General features: G+C 60.7%; 18 protein-coding genes and 1 pseudogene. 11 read left to right on the plus strand and 8 right to left on the minus strand.

All coding sequences use genetic code 11. The features are described 5' to 3' along the window. Window positions 1-2 precede the first annotated feature (2 nt). From nadE to NKI63_RS17925, 4 genes and pseudogenes are all read right to left on the minus strand, one after another. On the minus strand, window positions 3-986 hold the full coding sequence (nadE, locus tag NKI63_RS17910) for an NAD(+) synthase (RefSeq protein ID WP_352737391.1): 984 nt from the start codon (window positions 984-986) through the stop codon (window positions 3-5). Next, window positions 983-3,721, minus strand: coding sequence for an AMP-binding protein (locus NKI63_RS17915; protein WP_502900482.1), 2,739 nt, complete (start codon window positions 3,719-3,721; stop codon window positions 983-985). The genes nadE and NKI63_RS17915 overlap by 4 nt, the downstream gene beginning before the upstream one ends. Before the next feature lie 259 nt (window positions 3,722-3,980). Next, complete coding sequence (locus NKI63_RS17920; protein ID WP_352803004.1) at window positions 3,981-4,229, minus strand: hypothetical protein; 249 nt, start codon at window positions 4,227-4,229, stop codon at window positions 3,981-3,983. A 261-nt stretch (window positions 4,230-4,490) separates the two neighbouring features. Then, window positions 4,491-4,802, minus strand: a pseudogene (locus tag NKI63_RS17925) (proline iminopeptidase-family hydrolase); the annotation flags it as partial. Here NKI63_RS17925 and NKI63_RS30750 point away from each other — a divergent pair. The 6 genes from NKI63_RS30750 (at window position 4,683) to NKI63_RS17955 (ending at window position 9,915) form a co-directional block, all read left to right on the plus strand. Beyond that, a complete protein-coding gene (locus tag NKI63_RS30750; protein ID WP_352879867.1) occupies window positions 4,683-5,033 on the plus strand; it encodes an oligopeptide/dipeptide ABC transporter ATP-binding protein in 351 nt (116 codons plus the stop codon). The pseudogene NKI63_RS17925 and the gene NKI63_RS30750 sit on opposite strands and share 120 nt — an antisense overlap. 311 nt (window positions 5,034-5,344) lie before the next feature. Beyond that, the gene (locus NKI63_RS17935) at window positions 5,345-6,553 is read left to right on the plus strand and encodes an ABC transporter substrate-binding protein (protein ID WP_352737317.1); all 1,209 of its coding nucleotides are present in this window, start codon (window positions 5,345-5,347) and stop codon (window positions 6,551-6,553) included. A gap of 11 nt (window positions 6,554-6,564) precedes the next feature. Then, complete coding sequence (locus NKI63_RS17940) at window positions 6,565-7,338, plus strand: ABC transporter ATP-binding protein (protein WP_352822601.1); 774 nt, start codon at window positions 6,565-6,567, stop codon at window positions 7,336-7,338. Then, window positions 7,331-8,041, plus strand: coding sequence for an ABC transporter ATP-binding protein (locus tag NKI63_RS17945; protein ID WP_352822604.1), 711 nt, complete (start codon window positions 7,331-7,333; stop codon window positions 8,039-8,041). Before NKI63_RS17940 ends, NKI63_RS17945 begins: the two co-directional genes overlap by 8 nt. A gap of 7 nt (window positions 8,042-8,048) precedes the next feature. Then, on the plus strand, window positions 8,049-8,936 hold the full coding sequence (locus NKI63_RS17950; protein WP_352822607.1) for a branched-chain amino acid ABC transporter permease: 888 nt from the start codon (window positions 8,049-8,051) through the stop codon (window positions 8,934-8,936). 1 nt (window position 8,937) lies between these two features. Beyond that, complete coding sequence (locus tag NKI63_RS17955) at window positions 8,938-9,915, plus strand: branched-chain amino acid ABC transporter permease (protein WP_352507222.1); 978 nt, start codon at window positions 8,938-8,940, stop codon at window positions 9,913-9,915. Between the two features lie 19 nt (window positions 9,916-9,934). On the opposite strand, the gene NKI63_RS17960 is transcribed toward NKI63_RS17955, so the two are convergent. The 4 genes from NKI63_RS17960 to NKI63_RS17975 are packed head-to-tail and all read right to left on the minus strand — an operon-like array spanning window position 9,935 to window position 13,964. Beyond that, the gene (locus NKI63_RS17960; protein WP_352507221.1) at window positions 9,935-11,110 is read right to left on the minus strand and encodes an ABC transporter ATP-binding protein; all 1,176 of its coding nucleotides are present in this window, start codon (window positions 11,108-11,110) and stop codon (window positions 9,935-9,937) included. After that, window positions 11,103-12,245: an extracellular solute-binding protein gene (locus NKI63_RS17965; RefSeq protein WP_254819524.1), complete on the minus strand. Its 1,143-nt coding sequence runs from the start codon at window positions 12,243-12,245 to the stop codon at window positions 11,103-11,105. The genes NKI63_RS17960 and NKI63_RS17965 overlap by 8 nt, the downstream gene beginning before the upstream one ends. 22 nt (window positions 12,246-12,267) lie before the next feature. Next, window positions 12,268-13,089 (minus strand): ABC transporter permease, encoded by an 822-nt coding sequence (locus NKI63_RS17970; RefSeq protein WP_352507220.1) that lies wholly within the window; start codon window positions 13,087-13,089, stop codon window positions 12,268-12,270. Next, window positions 13,086-13,964: an ABC transporter permease gene (locus NKI63_RS17975; RefSeq protein WP_254819522.1), complete on the minus strand. Its 879-nt coding sequence runs from the start codon at window positions 13,962-13,964 to the stop codon at window positions 13,086-13,088. Before NKI63_RS17975 ends, NKI63_RS17970 begins: the two co-directional genes overlap by 4 nt. Before the next feature lie 252 nt (window positions 13,965-14,216). Here NKI63_RS17975 and NKI63_RS17980 point away from each other — a divergent pair, with 252 nt between their 5' ends. The 5 genes from NKI63_RS17980 (at window position 14,217) to NKI63_RS18000 (ending at window position 19,763) form a co-directional block, all read left to right on the plus strand. Next, window positions 14,217-15,143: an ArsR/SmtB family transcription factor gene (locus tag NKI63_RS17980; RefSeq protein ID WP_352507219.1), complete on the plus strand. Its 927-nt coding sequence runs from the start codon at window positions 14,217-14,219 to the stop codon at window positions 15,141-15,143. A 185-nt stretch (window positions 15,144-15,328) separates the two neighbouring features. After that, entirely contained in the window at window positions 15,329-16,840 is a 1,512-nt protein-coding gene (gene arfA / locus NKI63_RS17985) for an arabinosylfuranosidase ArfA (RefSeq protein ID WP_352507217.1), read from the plus strand. A gap of 49 nt (window positions 16,841-16,889) precedes the next feature. Continuing rightward, the gene (locus tag NKI63_RS17990) at window positions 16,890-17,981 is read left to right on the plus strand and encodes an ABC transporter ATP-binding protein (protein ID WP_352507216.1); all 1,092 of its coding nucleotides are present in this window, start codon (window positions 16,890-16,892) and stop codon (window positions 17,979-17,981) included. A 1-nt stretch (window position 17,982) separates the two neighbouring features. Further along, the gene (locus NKI63_RS17995; RefSeq protein ID WP_352507215.1) at window positions 17,983-18,918 is read left to right on the plus strand and encodes a carbohydrate ABC transporter permease; all 936 of its coding nucleotides are present in this window, start codon (window positions 17,983-17,985) and stop codon (window positions 18,916-18,918) included. Further along, the gene (locus tag NKI63_RS18000) at window positions 18,915-19,763 is read left to right on the plus strand and encodes a carbohydrate ABC transporter permease (RefSeq protein ID WP_352507214.1); all 849 of its coding nucleotides are present in this window, start codon (window positions 18,915-18,917) and stop codon (window positions 19,761-19,763) included. The genes NKI63_RS17995 and NKI63_RS18000 overlap by 4 nt, the downstream gene beginning before the upstream one ends. Window positions 19,764-19,825: the final 62 nt, after the last annotated feature.

Raw genomic sequence — 19,825 nt, forward strand, 5'->3', positions numbered from 1 at the left:
GCCTAGCCCTCGCCCATTGAAGAGGACACCAACGGCCGCGCGTGAAGATAACGTGCGGCGCGCCGCTTGCTATCGATATCCTTGAAAACCTTCTGGACCTGCGCCTCGGTGAGGCCGGTTGCCTCAGCGACCTCTTCGCTGGCTATCCCGTGGTTCAAGCCGTAGAGGCACAGATCCATCAAATAATAAGGCAGCGCGAAGTAGAACTCCTCCTGACTCTGCGGCATCGAAAAGGTGTCCGTGGTGGGCGGTCTTCGCCGGACCTCTTCCTCCACCCCAAGATATTCGGCCAATTGATAGACCTGGGTCTTGTAGAGGTGGACGATTGGCATCAGGTCGGCAATTCCGTCGCCTTGCTTGACGAAGAAGCCCTGGTCGTACTCCAGGCGGTTCGGCGTGCCCGCTACCGCGTAGTTGAGGCGGTCGGCATGGTAGTATTCGGTCATCTTGCGCAGGCGCTGCTTGTAATTGGTTGCCGCGACGATCTGCAGATAGGCTGCCGGCGGCAGACGCACCGTGTCGGTCCTGCCCTCGGGATCCTGAACTGTGAGGCGCGTGATGTTGAGACCGTTGCTCTCGAGAACCGAGGCGAGCACCAGCTTGCATTTCCAGCCGTCCCCATATTCGGGAACGACAGTCTTGATTGCTTCGGTCTGCCGTCTGTAGGCGCCGATCGCTTCGAGGGCCGGCGTTATATCCTCCAGGACCGTATCGATACCAAGCTGCGCGGCGACGGTGCGGCCGAGCCTTAGCGAGTCGCCGGAGGAATGGCGCTCCGGCATGAATATCCCGAGGACCTTGTCTTTTCCAAAGGCGCGAACACATAACGCCGCGACGACTGAGCTGTCGATGCCGCCTGAGAGGCCGACAACCACCCCTCGACGTCGCAGCGTGCCAAAGACCTGCTGGCGCAAGATCTGGACGATGCGATCGACTTCCGCGCCAGCGTCGAGCACCAGGGCGTCTTTGCCGAATGTTGAGATCAGGTCGATGGCTTGTACTCCAGTTTGCGAGACTCGGTTGGCGAATAGGTTTGCGCCACCGCTTTCTCGATAAGGGGACGGTTGGTGGCGAGGTGAGGCTCTATGACCAGGTCGATATGGGTGCCGACGATCGGAATCACGTCCAGATGGGCGAAAACGCGATCCCAGCCGATGGCCAGAGTCATTCCGGGTCGAGCACAGCGAAACAGGGTGCCGGTGATCGGCAGCGCCGGCTTCGGCTCTGTCAGCCATTGGAAGAAGGCCCGTGCCCGCAAAACCTCCTGCAGTTCCAGTTTGGTTCTAAAGCTCGTCGCATTGAATTGTCCCTGAGCGTAGCGATCGAGAAACCGGACCAGTTGCGCCTCTCGCCGCATTTTCACGGCGACTTTCGCGAGGGCGCGGCAAGCCATCCGGGAAGCGGATACGCGGTTGGTCCGGATTCGATTGAATGTGCGCGTAAACGTCTCCAAGTAGGCGCTTCGCTCGCCGACGAGGCTGGTGTCGAGGATGCCGAGGAACTTTACAGTTCGCCCCGCGGCCAGCAGCCGCGCCGCAACTTCGAAAGCAACAGCCCCGCCGAGCGAATGGCCAAGAAGTCGTATGTTACCCGAAGGTTGAGTGCGGCGGATCTGCTCGACGGCGGCATCGGCCATGTCGGCGAGGCTGTTTTGCCCGCGCAGTATCAGAGCCAGGGCCGGATACCTGATCGGGGCAACGCGGGTGACCTTGCCCATCGCTGCTGCAAAGGCAGCAAGGCTCGGGCCATAGCCGACCGACCCCGGGAACAGAAAAAGAATGGGAGGGTCGTGCTTCTCGGCGCGCGCGCTTTGGTCGCCTGCCTGTGCAGACACGACCGCCTTGACCATTTCGTCCAGGCTCATTCCGACGGTGAAGGCCTCAAGACCGAGTTCCTGCCCGATAGCGCTTTCGATTTCCATGACGCAGTGCAGCAGCTTCAGTGAATCTCCTCCGGCGTCATCCCAGCGTCCTGCCGCCACCCGCGTATTAAGAATGCTGGTCCATGCCCGCTGGACGACCTGCTGCGCCGTCAGCTTGCCTCGCGGCTCGAGCGGACGCTCGATCGCTGCCGTCTCTCTGGCTGAAAGATCCATGTCTGCAAGTGTCGTGATGTCGACTTTGCCGCTCGGCAGACGCGGCATCTCGGCGATCGTGTGCAACCGCAGGGGACGCAGCGGTGGCGGCAGATTGGACCTGACAAGCTGGCGAAGCTCGTCTGAAAAGGCCGCTTCGGCCGAGCGCCGAGGAACAACAAAGGCGACAAGCTCATTCGCCGCAGCCACGATTGCCACAGCATCCGCAACAGAGGGTGCGCAACGCAGCACCCGTTCGAGTTCGGCTGGCTCGACGCGTCGACCATTGATCTTTACCTGGCGCCCCTTGCGACCGACGATGTGCAGTAGGCCTTGGTCATCAAGTCGAACGAGGTCACCCGTCGCAAAAATCCGAAGGCTTGGATCGTCCGGGTCTGATGTTGCCTGCACAACCGCCCCGTCCTCCCAATGGCCAAGCAAGACATAGGGGCTCCTGATCAGAAGCTCTCCGCGGTGGCCCGGTTGAACGCGGCGGCCCGCTTTGTCGACAATTGCAAAGGTGATGCCAGGCAGTAGCCAGCCAACTGGAACCGAATCTCCATGCTCCGGCCAGTCTCGCGGCAGGAACCATTGCGAGCCCGTGGTCTCGGTCGACGAGTAACCGATCTGGATGAGGCACGTATCGGAGACGGCCTTGCGCAGCAGGGCGATGTCGCTCCACGGCACCTTCTCGCCACCGATCCGAGCGACTCTGAGTGAATGAAACGCTTCCGCAGGTCCGTCTGCCATGAGCGCGCGAAGCAGTGCCGGCACCAGATAGGTGATTGTCACGCCCGCGGATCGCACCAGACGTTGCACGGCGCGCAAGCCGACCGCTTCGACTTCGACCAGATGCAAGGTGGCGCCGGTGAGAAGAGCTGCAAGAATCTCCCGGCACCCGGCGATTGTGGCGGGTCCGGTCAATGGCAGGAAAACATCATCCGAGTTGATGTGGCATGCATCGACATATTGCTGGACCCGGCACAGCAAGCTGCGCTGGCTGTTAACGATGCCTTTGGGCCGGCCCGTGCTTCCTGACGTATAAAGCACGATGGCGGGCGCATCGACCGAGGCGGAATAAGACTGAGGCACTTGCCCACCCTGCGAGGCCGCACTGGTCGACACATCGATCCAACTGACCCGGTGAGGCAAACCGTCGGGTCGGACATTGCCCTCGCCCAGAATAGCTGAGAGTCGCGCCCCGGCCACGATTTCAAGAATCCGCGAGCCAGGATCTCGTGCGTTCAGCGGCACCGAAGGGCGCCCAGCCGCCATGCTTGCCAGCATGGCGATGGGATACCAGGCTGAGTTGGCCTGAAGAATCCCTATCGCCTGTCCATCTGGGACGGCCGCCGCGATCTGGTAGGACAGCGTCTCGACTGACCGGAGAAGCTGGGAATAGGTCAGACGATTGGCGCCGTCGCTGATCGCAAGCTTGTCGGGGTACTGGCGGACGATATTTCTCAGGTGCTCGAAGGCCGCAATGTTGGCAAAATCGGCGCCCAATCTTTGAAATGGGCGCAGTACGGGACCACCCTGATCCAGTGCGTATTGTGGGACACTTGACCAATTATCGGAGGTCGTTGTCTGACAATCCACCGCTAGATCCTGATCCGCGACTTCTGATCCCAAATATGCCGAAGACATGAGTTGCCTACGTTAAGATTAGGGTCACTTATCGCCCCCCGCCCCGATCTTTTCATCGATCATTCTGATGATGCCCTTCGCCTGTTTCGCAAGCCGCGGCCGAGCCAATCATGCCGAGCTCGCTGGCTGCCGTGGTGCGCATGACACGGCAAGCACTGGCGTTTGTGCCAAGTTGGCAACGCCTGTTGGACACATGCCAAGGCGGGATCGAAGACCAAGGTGGGCCGAAGACGGAATTGCCGCTACGCAGGCATATTGCCTATTCTGTGTTTCTCCCGGGCGATACAGGGGATGCTTCGGTGTCGGAATAGCTGCCGGGGACGAAACAATATGCATAGATCTGTCCCCGATTTTCGTCGGTCACGCGAATCCAATCCTTTTCCCACGTTCGGAAGGTAATACGCCCGCCCGTCATCATAGCTGCGGCTCTGAACGGACTCGGCGCATTGACAACGCGCACCGATATAACATCGTCGCCGTCCATACGCTCGACGAGATACGTCTGCATGAAAGCCTCCCCATGCCCCGCTAGATCACCCGCACTTTAACGACGGCTAATCAATTCGGTTGCAACGTGTTTAGCGAAACTTGGAGGCGATAGTTTCCATACCCACCGGCGCCGGGGGTCCCTCTCACTCCGCGTCCGTCAGATTTTTCAGCGACGGGAAGCCAGTACAGGTGAAGGCAGGCTGATTCGGGCCATGCCGGCCTTCATGACCACTGCGCCGTGTCGACGATCCGTTGGAGCAGAAGGCCGGATGCTGGAACGTCAATCGTGTTTGGCCAGGAAGCGCCCGACGGCGGTGAGGCACTCGTGCTTTTCCTCGACCTGCGGCATGTGGCTGGAATTCGAGAAGACCAGGCCTTCGACGTAGGGAATAAGATCCAGAAAGGGCTGGACGCAGGCCTCGGTCGCTTCGTCGTAGAAGCCGCGGAAGACCAGGGTCGGCGTCTCGATCCGATGCAGGCGGTCGACGATGGTCCAGTCCCGCATCGTGCCGATGACGTGGAACTCATTGGGACCATTCATGGTGTGATAGACGGTCGGATTTTCCTCGATTGCCGCAAATGTCCGGGCGACCATTACACCGCGGCGCTGCGTTCCGCCGTGCCGATACCCGGCATCGACCGGGCGCGGCGCGGCCGGCTGGTGCTCAAGGGTGACCTGCCCAGCCCGATGAACCCACCCTCGGGGTGCCGGTTCCACACCCGTTGCCCAGCTGCCACCCCGATCTGCCGCAGCGAGCGCCCGCTTCTCCAAAGCATCGGCGAGGGCCGCCTGGTCGCCTGCCATCATCCAGCCGACGGCTGACGAGGGGAATTCTCGTTCAACGATATCCGGACCGTCAGCCGTAATCGTTGCTTCGGCGAGAATAGAGGCCGATCTGGACGCCGCACGATCCGGCGCTATGTTGCGCTTCGGCGGCCGGGCATCGCGGATGCCTAATACTAAAGTAACTGTTCTCGCGTTGCCGAGCGATGCTACGATTTGAGGACGGCGGCCGTACAGCGCTGCGTGATTTTGCGCCGGAGAGGATGGAATGTGGGAGGCCACTCTTCGTGTCGCAGCAGGCAGCCGCCGACATGTTGCTCGGTTGTCGACCATAAGGGAGGAAGTCACCAATGAAGATATCGTACCTGGTCTCGGCCGCGCTTCTTGCAGCGACTGCAATGCCTGCCGCAGCCGCCGAGATTTCCGACGGCAAGGTCAAGATCGGCATTCTCAACGACCAGTCGGGCGTCTATGCCGATTTCGGCGGCAAGTGGTCGGTCGAGGCCGCCAAGATGGCGGTCGAGGATTTCGGCGGCAAGGTGCAAGGTGCGCCGGTCGAGATCGTCAGCGCCGACCACCAGAACAAGCCGGACATCGCCTCCAACATTGCGCGGCAGTGGTATGACACCGAACAGGTCGATTCCATCATGGAACTCACCACCTCCTCGGTGGCGCTCGCCGTCCAGGGGATTTCCAAGGAAAAGAAGAAAATTGATATCGTCACCGGCGCCGCGACCACCGAGCTAACTGGTAAACAGTGCTCGCCCTATGGCTTCCACTGGGCCTACGACACGCATTCGCAGGCAGTGGGGACCGGTGGCGCTCTCGTCCAGCAAGGCGGCGACAGCTGGTTCTTCGTCACCGTCGATTATGCATTCGGATATTCGCTCAAGGAGCAGACCGCAAAGTTCGTCGAGAGCCATGGCGGGAAGGTGGTTGGCGAGGTGCGTTACCCGCTCGGCTCGACCGACTATTCATCCTTCCTGCTGCAGGCGCAATCGTCGGGCGCCAAGGTCATCGGCCTGGCGAATGCCGGCCTCGACACCTCCAATTCGATCAAGCAGGCGGCCGAATTCGGTATCGTGCAGGGCGGTCAGCGGCTTGCAGCACTTCTGTTCACGCTGGCCGAGGTGCATGGGCTCGGTCTCGAGGCGGCGCAAGGCGTGGTGCTGACCGAAGGCTTCTACTGGGATCGCGACGACAAGAGCCGCGAGTTCGCCCAGCGGTTCTTCAAGCGCACCAACCGCATGCCGAATATGATCCAGGCCGCCACCTATTCAGCGGTGACACAGTATTTGAAGGCGATCGACAAAGCCGGCACCGATGGAACCGAGGCGGTCGCCAAGGAATTGCATTCGATGCCGGTGAACGACGTCTTTACGGCGAACGGCAAAGTGCAGCCCGACGGCAACATGGTTCACGACATGTATCTTTATCAGGTCAAGTCGCCGAGTGAGAGCACCAAGGAGTGGGACTATTACAAACCCCTTGCCACGATCCCCGGTAACGAGGCGTTCCTTAGCGCCAAAGAGAGCGGCTGTCCCACGGCCGGCGAGTGATTGGCGGACCGATGGCGCCGCCTGAACCGGATCGGCCGCGGGTAGTGCTTTCCGCCCGCGGTTTGCGGCGTGACTTCGCCGGCTTTGTTGCGGTCAGGAATGTCGATCTCGACCTCTACCACGGCAATATTCACGCGCTGATCGGACCCAACGGCGCCGGCAAGACCACCGTGTTCAACCTGCTCACCAAGTTCCTGCCGCCGACCAGCGGCAGGATCGAACTGCTCGGCCACGACATCACCCGCACCTCGCCGGCCAAGGTCGCGCGGATGGGCCTGGTGCGCTCGTTCCAGATATCGGCAGTGTTTCCGCATCTCAGCGTGCTCGACAATGTGCGCGTTGCATTGCAGCGACCGGGCAGGCTCAGCGTTCAGTTCTGGCGCTCGCTGTCGGCGCTCGATAGATTGACGCCGCGCGCCGAGGAGCTTTTGCGGTCTGTCGGCCTCGACGATGCCAAGAACAGGCCCGCCGCCGATCTCTCCTATGGCAGGAAACGTGTGCTCGAGATCGCCACGACGCTGGCGCTCGAGCCGAAAGTGCTGCTGCTCGACGAGCCGATGGCCGGCATGGGGCATGAGGACGTGCGCACGGTTTCCGACATCATCCGCTCGGTTGCCAGGGATCGCGCCGTGCTAATGGTCGAGCACAATCTGACGGTGGTGGCCGATCTTTGCGACTGGGTAACCGTCATGCAGCGCGGCGAAATCCTTGCCGCCGGCGACTACCCCACGGTCAGCCGCGACGAGCGGGTGAGGGTCGCCTATATGGGCACCGCCGATGACTGACGCCGCGCCGCTTCTTGCAGTCCGCGACCTCAACGCCTGGTATGGCGAGAGCCATGCGCTGCACGGCGTCGATCTGGAGGTCTTTCCAGGTGAAACTGTGACGTTGCTGGGCCGCAACGGCGTCGGCAAGACCACGACATTGCGCGCCATCATCGGGCTAATCCGCCAGCGGACCGGCCAGATTTTTTTCGACGGCAAGGATCTGATGCGCCTGCCATTGCACCGGACTGCGCAGCAAGGCATCGGCCTGGTGCCGGAGGAACGCGGCATCTTCGCGACGCTGACCGTGGACGAGAATCTAGTGCTGCCCCCGATCGTCGCCGAAGGCGGCATGAGCGTGGAGGAAATATTCGATCTTTTCCCCAATCTGAAGGAGCGCCGTAACAGCCCCGGCACCAGGCTCTCGGGCGGCGAGCAGCAGATGCTGGCGATTGCGCGCATGCTCAGAACCGGCGTGAAAATGCTGCTTCTCGATGAGCCGACCGAGGGCCTGGCTCCGGTCATCGTGCAGCGCATCGGCGATCTGCTGGCGACGATGAAAAAGCGCGGTATGACGATGCTGCTGGTCGAGCAGAATTTCCGCTTTGCCAGCCGCGTCACCGACCGTTTCTACCTGATGGAGCACGGCAAGGTCGTGGCGGCCTTTCCGGTCGGCGAACTGCCGGATCGCATGACGCTGCTGCATGAAGTGCTGGGTGTATGATGGCGCCATGACGATGATCTTCGGAATACCCGTTCAGGCATTCCTCGGCCAATTGCTGGTCGGCCTCATCAACGGCTCGTTCTACGCAATGTTGAGCCTGGGCCTTGCCGTCATATTCGGCCTGTTGCGCGTCATCAATTTCGCTCACGGCGCGCTCTATATGCTCGGCGCCTTCATCGGCTATCTGCTTCTCACCCGGTCCGGCATCGGCTACTGGCCGGCTCTGATCCTGTCGCCGCTGATCGTCGGCGGCTTCGGCGTCGTGGTCGAGCGCCTGGCGCTGTCGAGGCTTTACGACATCGACCCGCTCTACGGGCTGCTTTTCACCTTTGGCCTCGCGCTCGTGCTCGAAGGGGTATTCCGTTACTACTATGGCGTATCGGGAAGTCCTTATTCCGTGCCGCCGCTGCTCTCCGGCGGCACCAATCTCGGCTTCATGTTCCTGCCCAATTATCGCGGCTGGGTGGTGGTAGCCTCGATGATCGTCTGTTTCGGCACTTGGGCGCTGATCGAGAAGACCAGGCTGGGCTCCTATCTGCGCGCGGCAACGGAGAACCCCGGCCTGGTGCAGGCTTTCGGCGTCAACGTGCCGTTGCTGCTGACCCTTACCTACGGCCTCGGCGCCGCTCTTGCCGGGCTTGCGGGGGTTCTCGCCGCGCCGATCTATCAGGTGAGCCCGCTGATGGGATCTGACCTCATCATCGTCGTTTTCGCCGTTGTCGTGGTCGGCGGCATGGGATCGATCCTTGGGGCGATCGTCACCGGTTACATGCTTGGCCTCGCCGAAGGCTTGACCAAGGTTTTCTATCCCGAAGCCTCCAATCTGGTGGTCTTCGTCATCATGGCGATCGTGCTTCTGGTCCGGCCAGCCGGCCTGTTCGGAAGGGATGCCTGAGATGGCCGAACTGACCCTTCGCGAGACGCGTGCCAAGAATTCCGCACGGCTTGAATGGGCGCTGGTCGGGCTCGGCATCCTGGCGCTGCTGGTGGCGCCTTTCTTCGTCTATCCGATCTTCCTGATGAAGATGCTGTGCTTTGCGCTGTTTGCCTGCGCGTTCAACCTTCTGCTCGGCTACACCGGCCTGTTGTCCTTCGGCCATGCGACGTTCTTCGGCGGGGCGGCCTATTTCACCGCATACGCGGTCAAGGTCTTGGGCTGGCCGCCGGAAGCCGGCATCCTGCTCGGCGTCCTGGGTGCCGCGCTGCTCGGCCTTGTGATGGGCTTCTTTGCCATCCGCCGGCAAGGCATCTATTTCGCCATGATCACGCTGGCGCTGTCGCAGATGTTCTTCTTCTTCTGCGTGCAGGCACCGTTCACCGGAGGTGAGGACGGCATCCAGGGCGTGCCGCGTGGTAGGCTGCTTGGAATGCTCGACCTGAACGTCTCGATCAACATCTATTATTTCGTGCTGGCAGTCTTCCTCATCGGCGTGTTCGCCATCTGGCGCATCATCAACTCGCCTTTCGGCATGATCCTGCGTTCCATCCGGGAAAACGAGAGCCGGGCCATTTCGCTGGGCTATTCCGTCGCTAACTACAAGCTGGCGGCTTTCGTCATGTCGGCGACATTGGCCGGGCTGGCCGGCGCGCTCAAGGCGATCGTTTTTCAGTTTGCCACGCTCACCGACGTCACCTGGCAGATGTCGGGCGAGGTGATCCTGATGACGCTCCTCGGCGGCATCGGCACCATGGTCGGGCCGATCATCGGGGCCAGTCTGGTCGTCGGCCTGGAAAACACGCTCGCCACCTCGAGTTTTCCGGTGACCATCGCCACCGGCCTGACCTTCATGGTCTGCGTGCTGGTTTTCCGGCGCGGTATTGTCGGTGAGGTCTATGCGCGGTTTCTCGGGCCAAAGGGTAACGGGAAAGACTGAACGGCTCAGTTCCGCCTCGCTACGCGATGCGTAAGCCTTGCGCGTCGAGAAGCACGCAGCCCAGAGGATCGAAGCAGACATCGACCATTTCGCCTTCACGCAGCGGCTGGCCGTCGATCAGCGTGTTGGCGCGCACCAGCGTGCCGGCGCCGATGTCGATCTCGTAGACCGCATTGCCGCCCAGATAGGAGGTCGAGACTATCCGTCCCGCCAGCCTGTTGGCAGCACCGACGGTACCGACGGTAAGCTTCTGCGGGCGAACGACGACGGTGACCGCGCTGCCGGTCGCGAGCGCCTTCGGCGCGGCCGCCTTTACGACATGGCCGCTGGCCAGCGCGATCGTCGCCATCTTGCCGTCCATCACAGTCACGCTGCCGGGCAGCATGTTGGCCTTGCCAAGGAAATTGGCGACGAATGCGGTGGCCGGCTGGTCATAGACCTGCGCGGGGGAGCCGATCTGCTCGATCAGGCCGGCATTCATGACGACGATGTGGTCGGACATCGACAAAGCTTCTTCCTGGTCGTGCGTCACGAAGATAGCGGTGATGCCCGTCTCCCTCTGGATTTTCTTGATCTCGACGCGCATGTCCTCGCGCATGTTGGCGTCGAGTGCCGACAGAGGCTCGTCCAGCAGCAGCACTTCCGGCTCGAAGACGATGGCGCGGGCCAGTGCGATGCGTTGCTGCTGGCCGCCAGAGAGCTGTGATGGCAGCTTTGTCTCACTGCCGGGCAGCCGCACCATGTCCAGCGCCTTCTTGACCCGGCGCACGATTTCCGGTTTCGGCACGTTTCGATATTTCAGGCCGAATGCGACGTTGTCGAAGACGTTCTTGTGCGGAAAGAGCGCGTAGTTTTGGAACACCAGACCAATGTTGCGCTTGTAGATCGGGATGTCGTCGACCCGTTTTCCGCCGATCGAGATCTGGCCGCTGGAGATGTCGACCAGGCCCGCGATCGATCGCAGGATCGTCGTCTTGCCGCAGCCGGACGGCCCGAGCAAGGTGACGAAACTACCCTTGCGGATCGCCAGTGAAAAATCGCGCACAGCGGCGAACTTGCCGTAAAAAATATCGATGTCGCGAAACTCGACCGCAGGCTTTCCTGTCGGCTGTCTCTCACCTTGGGCGAGCGGGTCGCCAGCGGCCCCGGCCGAAGCCGGCCGGGGCTGCTGGTCGTGGCTGTTGTCGTCATGCACCTTTCGACACCCTGTCCCATTGCTTGGTCCAGGCGTCTTCGTTCTTCGCCCAGTAGAGCGGATCGGCGAAGGTCAGCGACTTCATCGATCCGGTCGGATCGAAGGCCGGAAGTGCCGCGATCTTGTCGGTCAGCTTCACCTTGGTCGGGTCAAGCGATGGCGGATAGTTCTGGCCCTCGGCGACGGCGATCGACGTTGCCGGATCCAGCATGAAGTTGATCAGTTCCTCGCATTCGGCCATGGGCGAACCCTTGAGCACCAGCATGTCCTCCATCCACGCGTATGAGCCGGCAGGGTCGAGATAGCCGATTGGCTGGCCCTGCTGCTGCAGGGCGGCGACACGTCCTGACCAGGCGTCGGTGACGACGATCTCGTTTCGCGACAGGAGGTCCATCAGTTCCGCGCCGGAACTCCAGAACTTCTTGGCCAGGTCGCGGGTCTCGCGAACCTTGGCCCAGATGGCATCCATGTCCTGGATGTTGTTGGGGTCCTGTTTCGTCTGCAGCGCCGCATACCAGACGCGCGTCGTCATATCGGCGTAGCCGCCGATCTTGCCGGCATATTTCTTGTCGGTAAGCAGGTTGGCGCCCTTTTCCTTGGCTTCCTCCGGCGAGATGACCTTGTTGTTGTAGGCGATGCCGGTGGTGCCGTAATCATAGGGCACAGCCGACAGCTTTGGCGTGATCTTGCGGAACGGCTCGATCATGGCGGTCAGCACATTTGCCATGTTCGGGATGTTCGCCTCGTTGATCTCCGAATTGAAACCGCCATTGACGTATTTGATGTAGTAGTTGACGCCGGAAGAATGGACGATCTGGAAGTCGCCCGGCTTCGACGTCTTGATCTTGGTGATGATCTCGTTCTCGTCGCCAAAGGTGCCCTGGACGACCTTGACCTTGGACTTGGCGGTGTAAGGCTGGAACGCGTACTTATCGATCGCTTCCTGCACCACGCCGCCCCATCCGTCGAAGCGCACTTCCGAAACCGCGGCCAGCGCCCGTCCCATCCAGGGCATGGAAAGCCCGGTGGCGGCGGCAGCGGCGGCCGTCAGCGTCAGGAATGATCGCCGGCTGATGTCGCCATCGGCATAGCGCTCATTCAGCCGTTCCAGTCGTTTGGTGGTTGTCACTTTCATTTCCGTTCTCCCATTTTCATTTTCACTTGCCTGCCTTGAACCAGGTGAGGCTTTGCAGGATGAGCCCGCCAGCCAAGGGAATGCCGACCGTCAAAAGGATCATGACGGTTCCGAGCGCGTTCACCTCGGGGCTGATCGAGATCTTCAGCATCGAAAGGATTTGCGTCGGCATGGTCTCGACGCCCGCCGGCCGCCAGAACAGGCTGGCCGAAGTGTTGTCGAACGAAATGGTGAAAGCGAGCAGGACGCTGGCAAGCACTGCGGGAATGAGCAGCGGCAGCGTAATCTCGCGGAATGTCGACACACGCGGCGCCCCGAGCGACAGCGCCGCCTCCTCATAGGAACGCTTTATGCCGACCATGCGCGCCTGGACGATCAGCACCACGTAGGGGAGCGTGAGCAGAATGTGGCCGAGCACCAGCAGCGTCATGCTGCGCGGCTGGTCGACGGCTTTGATCATGACCAGCAGGCCGACGCCGAGTATCGTTTCGGGGACCAGCGCGGGAAGAATGACAAGCGTGTTGATCACCTGCTTGCCACGAAACTCGAAGCGCACCAGCGCTAATGCCGCCATGATGCCGAGCAGTGTCGTCACCGTTGCCGTTACCAGGGCAATCCACATCGATGTCCGGAAGGCGTCGAGAACCGGCTCGTTGGTGAGCAGCTTCTCATACCACCGCAGGCTGAAGCCGGTGAGGGGAAAGCCGCCGAACATCGAGGCGTTGAAGGAAAGCACGACCGTGGCGAGGATCGGCGCAAACATGAAGATGTAGACGCACACCGTGATCGCGCCGGTCAGCCGCCAGGCCCATCTGCCTTCGCGATCGGGATGATCCGCTCTCATGCGCTGAGGCCCTTCATGATCTGCGACAGGCCCATATAGCGGCTGTAGGCGGCCGCGGCGGCGCCGAGCAGGACGAACAGGACGATGGAAAGCGTTGCCCCCATCGGCCAATTGAGCTGCCCCATAATGGTATCGTAAATCAGGTTGCCGAACAGCGCATCGCGGCTACCGCCGAGCAACTGCGGCGTCACATAGGAACCGGCCGCCAGCACGAAGCAGAGCAGCAGCCCAGCGCCCAGCCCCGGCATCGATAGTGGCAAGGTCACTTCGCGGAACGCCTGCGCGCTGGTACAGCCCATCGAGCGCGCGGCGGCGATCAGCGTGCGGTCGATGCTTTCCAGGCTGACATAGACGTTCAGGATCATGTAGGGCAGCAGAAAATGCAACAGCCCCATGATGACGGCGCCCTCGGTGTAGAGCATCGGCAACGGCTCGTTGATGACGCCCAGCCTGATGAGCGCCACGTTGATCAGCCCCTGTTCGCCGAGGATGTGGATCCACGAGAACGTCCGGATGGTGAAGCTGATCCAGAACGGCACGATGAGCAGCAGCAACAGCAGCCATTTGTGCCTGAAGGTCGTGGCCCAGATGAAATAGGCGGGGAAATAGCCAAGGATCGCGCAGATCACCGCGGTGATGGCGCCGACGCGAACGGTCTTCCAAAGAAAGCCGTGATAGTAGCTGTCGGTGAGGAATTCCTTCCAGTTATCGAAGGTCAGCACCGCCGACTCAACTCCGGCGGTGACGAAGGTGAAAAACGTGTAGACCGTCATCATCGCGATCGGCAGCAGCAGAAGCAGGGTAAGCAGTATAAGCACAGGCGCGACGAGGACCCAGGCCAGTCGCTGATCGTATAATTTCCACCCTTTGGTCACGACCCGTCCACACCAATTTATGTGCAAGCCGCCATCACCGGGGCTCGGCTCGGGACTAGATTGGGCGATCGGCGTTCAGGTGTCCACTCTGCATGTGACTCCAGCACAAACTCTGTGCAGGGCCACCGGTTGACCCTCGCCCTGCCGGATTCAACAAATTGCCCGGCGTTCCGCCTGCGCATTGATTAAATCAGCTATCTCGATATACAGGGTAAATTTCGAATATGGATTTCGCGTGGGCCGGGCAATTTCATGAGTCGCAATTTTCTGGTGATTGAACCTGAGGAAGGCATTGCCGTGCTCAAAGGGCTTGCCTCCTCGGCGCGGATCTCGATGCTGAAACTGCTGCATGAAAAGGGGCCGATGAATATCAACGAAATCGCCGCCGTGCTGTCGCTGCCGCAGTCGACCGTCTCAACCAACATCCAGGTGCTGGAGGATGCGGGGCTGATCCGAACCGAGAACCTGAAAGCGAAGAAAGGCAGTCAGAAAATCTGTTATCCGACGGCCGAAGAAGTGCTTGTCGTGTTCAAGAGCGAATACCGTGCGGTCAAGAACGATGCGATCGAAGTGTCGATGCCGATCGGGCTTTACACCGGCTTTGAGGTTACCGCGCCCTGCGGCCTTTGTTCGCCGGACGGCATCATCGGCTTGCTCGATGTGCCGAACACTTTCCTTGATCCGGATCGCATGAAAGCCGGTTTGCTGTGGTTCACGCGCGGTTTTGTCGAATACCAGTTCCCCAACAATGCCAAGCTCGCCAATGCCGAGATCACCGGACTCGAAGTGGCGATAGAGCTGTCTTCGGAAGTGCCGGGCACCAGCGCCGATTGGCCCTCGGACATCACGCTGACGATCAATGGTGTCGATGTCGGCACCTGGACGTCGCCGGGGGATTTCGGCGACAAGCGCGGCGTCTTCACGCCCTCCTGGTGGAAGCTCAAGGGCTCGCAATACGGCAAGCTGAAGAACTGGCGAATTGCCAATGACGGCACCTATGTCGACGGTCTCAGGATTTCCGAAACCGGCCTCGCCGCTCTCGATCTGAAGAGCCATCATTCAATCCGCGTCCGTATCGGCGTCAAGGACGACGCCGAGCGCCCCGGCGGGATCAACATTTTCGGCAAGGGCTTTGGAAACTACGATCAGGACATTCTGCTCAGGATCAAAACTGGTTGATATCATGAAATCGGGTTCTGAAGATAACGCAGCAACTTCAACTGTTTGGCTTTCTGCTGTGCCAAAGCGTTGGTCTAATTGTCCTACATTTGGGCATTTTTGACTTGACGAAGGGTTGCCAGTTCCTCTTTGATATCGGGCAAGGTGATTTAAATCATCATTTGTGATATCGATGGGAGGAATGCATGAAGGCAGCCGTTACGGCACATCCGCATTTTGTTGTCTCGGAGATCGATCCGAGACTCTACGGATCCTTCATCGAGCATCTCGGGCGGGCAGTTTACACCGGCATCTATGAGCCCGGCCATCCGACAGCGGATGCCAACGGCATGCGTCAGGACGTCATCGATCTCGTCAGGGAACTCAATGTTCCGATCGTCCGCTATCCCGGCGGCAATTTCGTCTCAGCCTACAATTGGGAAGACGGCATTGGCCCCAAGGAAGAGCGCCCGGTGCGGCTCGACCTCGCCTGGCATACGTCGGAAAGCAACGAAGTCGGCCTGCATGAATTTGCCGATTGGTGCACCTGCGCCAACACCGAGATGATGCTTGCCGTCAATCTCGGCTCGCGCGGCCTCGACGAAGCCCGCAACCTGCTGGAGTACGCTAACCATCCCGGCGGCAGCAAATGGAGCGACAAGCGCATCGCCAACGGCCGCAAGGAGCCCTTCGACGTCAAGCTCTGGTGCCTCGGCAATGAAATGGATGGCCCCTGGCAGATCGGCCACAAGACCGCGGACGAGTATGGCCGCTTGGCGCATGAGACGGCCAAGGCCATGCGCGCCTTCTCCAAGTCACTCGAACTGGTGGTCTGCGGCTCTTCGAACGCCAAGATGCCCACCTACCCTGAATGGGAAGCGACGGTTCTCGACCATACCTACAACGAGGTCGACTACATCTCGCTGCACATGTATTTCGACAACGAAGCCAACGACGCTCCGAACTATCTCGCCATGAGCGAAAAGCTCGACGCCTACATTGTCTCGGTCGCCGGCGTCATCGACTATATCAAGGCCAAGAAGCGCTCCAACAAGCAGGTTTACATCTCGTTTGACGAATGGAACGTCTGGTACCATTCCAAGGAGCAGGACAAGAAGATACTCGGCGGCAGCGACGGTTGGCCGTTCGCCCCGCCGTTGCTCGAAGACATCTATAATTTCGAGGATGTGCTGCAGGTCGGCCTGATCCTCAACACCTTCATCCGCCGTTCCGACGTCGTCAAGATCGCGTGCCTGGCACAACTGGTCAATGTCATCGCGCCGATCATGACCGTTCCGAATGGTCCGGCATGGCGGCAGACGATTTTTTATCCCTATCTGTTTGCTTCCAACTATGGCCGCGGCAATGCGCTGGATCTCAAGGTGGAAAGCCCGACCTACAGATCCAGCGTTGCGGGCGACGTCGCCTATGTCGATGTTGCCGGCGTGCACGACAGGCAAACCGGCCACGTCACCTTCTTCGCCGTCAACCGCCATTCGAGCGAGGTAATCGAAACAGTGGTCGACCTCTCCGGCTTCGGGGCGGCGGAGATCGTCGATCACCAGGTGATGGCACACGCCGATCTGAAAGCCGTCAATTCGGCCGAAAACCCTGGCAATGTCAGCCCCAGGAAGGGTGAGGGCGCCGAAGTCGCCGGCGGCAAACTAAACCTGTCGCTGCCGGCGTATTCCTACCAGTTCATACGCCTGAGGCTCTGAGTTCGGGCGGATCATCGAGAAAGCGCAAACGCTGAGGAGGAGCGTCGACGTGACGGCCGATATCGAGATCAGGAACGTGAGCAAGCAGTTCGGTGCCATGACGGTGCTGGATCATCTGTCGCTCTCCATAAGGGCACGCGAATTCATCGTGTTCCTGGGGCCGTCCGGCTGCGGAAAATCGACGCTTCTTCGGATGATCGCCGGTCTTGAAGCTGTCGATAGCGGCGAGATTGCCATCAACAACGAGCGCATCGATCATCTGCCGCCGGGCAAGCGCGGCATTGCGATGGTGTTCCAGTCCTATGCGCTTTATCCGCATATGACGGTGCGCGACAACATGGCCTTCGGCCTTGCGAATATCGGCGTACCAGGCAAGGTCATCGAGGCGCGCATCAACGAAGCCGCCCGCATCCTCGAAATGGCGCATCTGCTCGATCGCAAGCCGGGCCAGCTCTCCGGCGGTCAGCGGCAGCGCGTCGCGATCGGCCGTGCGATCGTCAAGGAGCCGAAGGCCTTCCTGTTCGACGAGCCGCTCTCCAATCTCGATGCGGCGCTGCGCACCCGAACCCGCATCGAGCTTGCCCAGCTTCACCAGCGGCTGCAATCGACGATGATCTTCGTCACCCACGACCAGGTCGAAGCAATGACGCTGGCCGACCGCATTGTCGTCATGAACAATCGCAAGATCGACCAGATCGGTACCCCTATGGAGATCTACGAACGCCCGGCGACCAAATTCGTCGCGGGTTTCGTCGGCGCGCCGGCGATGAACTTCGTCGATGCGACACTCGACAGATCGGGCAAGAACGCCACGGCCAGATTTGCGGACGGCATCTCGGTGCAGACCGAGATCGCCTCCAGCCAATTGACCGATGGCAACTACACTTTCGGCATCCGTTCGGAAGACGTGCGCATCGTTGCCGCCGGACAGGGCAATGCCGACGGCGTCGTCGATGTGCTCGAGCGGCTCGGCGAACGCACCCTGATCTACGCGCGGCTGGGCGATGGCCAGCAGATCGTCGGCTCCGATGCCGGCAACAGCCGCGTCGCCGTCGGCGACAGAATCGGGCTCGCCTTCGACGGCCAGAAATCGCATCTGTTCAACGAGACCGGCCGCGCCTGGCATGCGAGGGAGGCCTGAGATGGTTGACCGGCTGGCGACGTCCCCGACCGCGACGCTTGCTGTCGGCGTCAGAGCCCCTACCGCCGACATCTATGCGCCGCAATGGCGAAACTTCATTTTCGTTGCGCCATTCTTGTTCTTCTTCACCACGCTGCTGCTCTTCCCGCTGCTCTGGGGGATGTGGCTGAGTTTCCACAAGGCCGACACGTTTTCGTCCGGAAATTTTGTCGGTCTCGGCAATTACGCCAGGCTGTATCACGACAAGGTCTTCCTGCAATCGATCTGGAACACCTTCTACTTCGTGCTTCTGACCGTGCCGACGCTGGCGCTGATCGGCCTTTTCCTGGCGCTTTGCCTCAACCGCCGCACGCGCACTGCCGCGGTTTTGCGGACGCTGTTCTTTTCCTCGTCGGTGCTGTCGGTCACCATCGTCACGCTGATCTGGCGCATCGTCTTCATTCCGAATGTCGGCCTGTTGTCGACGATCTACGGATGGTTCGGCGCAACCGCACCGGCCTTCATTTCCGATCCCAGCCTTGCGATGATCGGCATCGCCATTGCCACCGTCTGGTGGTGCATCGGCCTGCCGATGATGCTCTTTCTCTCGGCGCTCCAGCAGATTCCACAGGATATTTACGAGGCGGCAGCGCTGGACAATGCCAATCGCTGGCAGACGCTACGCTCGATCACGCTGCCGTCGATCAAGCGGACCTTCATCCTGGTGATCATCATCCAGATCGTGCTGCAATTCCAGCTGTTCGGCCAGGCCTGGCTGATGACGCGGGGCGGTCCGAACAACCTGACCAAGCCGATCGTGCTCTACATCTACGATACCGCATTCCGTCGCTGGGATCTCGGCCTGGGCGCCGCGGCATCGGAAATCCTGTTCATCCTCATCCTGGTCGCGGCCATGGCCCAGTACCTGGTGACGCGCAGCAGGGGAGACCAGGCATGAGCGCTCCGGCCGCTTCCATCAAGGGACGGGCATTTGGCGACCATGTGTTGCTGGCCCTCGTCATCCTGCTTTCGATCGTCATGATCGCGCCGGTTCTGTGGGTCATCGGCCTGTCGCTCAAGGACAATACGGAGCTGATGGCCGATCCGAACTCGGTGTTTCACGCGCCCTATACGCTGAAGAACTACATCAACACCGTCGGCACCTCGTCGGTGTTCATCTGGGTGCGCAACAGCATCATCGTCTCAGGCGGGTTGACGTTCGGCACGTTGATCCTGTCGTCGCTCGCCGGCTACGGCTTTGCGCGGCTGAATTTCCCCGGCCGAGACGTGCTGTTCGTGATCGTGCTGTTCGGCCTGGCGGTCCCGGAACAGGCCGTGCTGGTCGCCCGTCACCAGATTTTCAGCATGCTGAAGTTCCACAACACCTATCAAGGGCTCATCCTGCCGGGCCTTTCGGCTCCGTTCGGCGTCTTCCTGATGACCCAGTATTTCAAGGCCATCCCCAAGGAGCTGGACGAAGCCGCCATGCTTGATAACGCCAGCCGGCTCAGGATTTTCTGGAAGGTGCTTCTGCCGCTCACGCTGCCTGCGCAGGCGACGCTCGGCATCTTCACCTTTCTCGGCGCGTGGAACGACTACTTCTGGCCGCTGATTTCGGCGACGAGGAAGGACATGTTCACGCTGACGGTCGGCATGGCCTCGACCCAGACCAATTTCGCCCAGTCCGAAGGCATCGGCTTCCTGATGGCGCAGGCGGTGTTCGCCGGTGCCCCGATCCTGATCGTCTACCTGTTCTTCCAGAAATACATCGTCACGGCGGTCTCCGGCGCTGCGGTGAGATAACGAAGATAGCCTGACGGCCGGGGGAATGGGCAGCGATTGAAGCACGAAAGCCAATCCAGGGT

The organism is Mesorhizobium sp. M0410 (genome assembly GCF_040321435.1).
Taxonomy (GTDB): domain Bacteria; phylum Pseudomonadota; class Alphaproteobacteria; order Rhizobiales; family Rhizobiaceae; genus Mesorhizobium.

Coding starts and splice junctions, on each gene's coding strand:
- NKI63_RS17915 (WP_502900482.1), bottom strand. CDS start 3,721: ATGTCTTCGGCATATTTGGGATCAGAAGTCGCGGATCAGGATCTAGCG.
- NKI63_RS17920 (WP_352803004.1), bottom strand. CDS start 4,229: ATGCAGACGTATCTCGTCGAGCGTATGGACGGCGACGATGTTATATCG.
- NKI63_RS30750 (WP_352879867.1), top strand. CDS start 4,683: ATGCAGGCGGTCGACGATGGTCCAGTCCCGCATCGTGCCGATGACGTG.
- NKI63_RS17935 (WP_352737317.1), top strand. CDS start 5,345: ATGAAGATATCGTACCTGGTCTCGGCCGCGCTTCTTGCAGCGACTGCA.
- NKI63_RS17940 (WP_352822601.1), top strand. CDS start 6,565: ATGGCGCCGCCTGAACCGGATCGGCCGCGGGTAGTGCTTTCCGCCCGC.
- NKI63_RS17945 (WP_352822604.1), top strand. CDS start 7,331: ATGACTGACGCCGCGCCGCTTCTTGCAGTCCGCGACCTCAACGCCTGG.
- NKI63_RS17950 (WP_352822607.1), top strand. CDS start 8,049: ATGACGATGATCTTCGGAATACCCGTTCAGGCATTCCTCGGCCAATTG.
- NKI63_RS17955 (WP_352507222.1), top strand. CDS start 8,938: ATGGCCGAACTGACCCTTCGCGAGACGCGTGCCAAGAATTCCGCACGG.
- NKI63_RS17965 (WP_254819524.1), bottom strand. CDS start 12,245: ATGAAAGTGACAACCACCAAACGACTGGAACGGCTGAATGAGCGCTAT.
- NKI63_RS17970 (WP_352507220.1), bottom strand. CDS start 13,089: ATGAGAGCGGATCATCCCGATCGCGAAGGCAGATGGGCCTGGCGGCTG.
- NKI63_RS17980 (WP_352507219.1), top strand. CDS start 14,217: ATGAGTCGCAATTTTCTGGTGATTGAACCTGAGGAAGGCATTGCCGTG.
- arfA (WP_352507217.1), top strand. CDS start 15,329: ATGAAGGCAGCCGTTACGGCACATCCGCATTTTGTTGTCTCGGAGATC.
- NKI63_RS17995 (WP_352507215.1), top strand. CDS start 17,983: ATGGTTGACCGGCTGGCGACGTCCCCGACCGCGACGCTTGCTGTCGGC.
- NKI63_RS18000 (WP_352507214.1), top strand. CDS start 18,915: ATGAGCGCTCCGGCCGCTTCCATCAAGGGACGGGCATTTGGCGACCAT.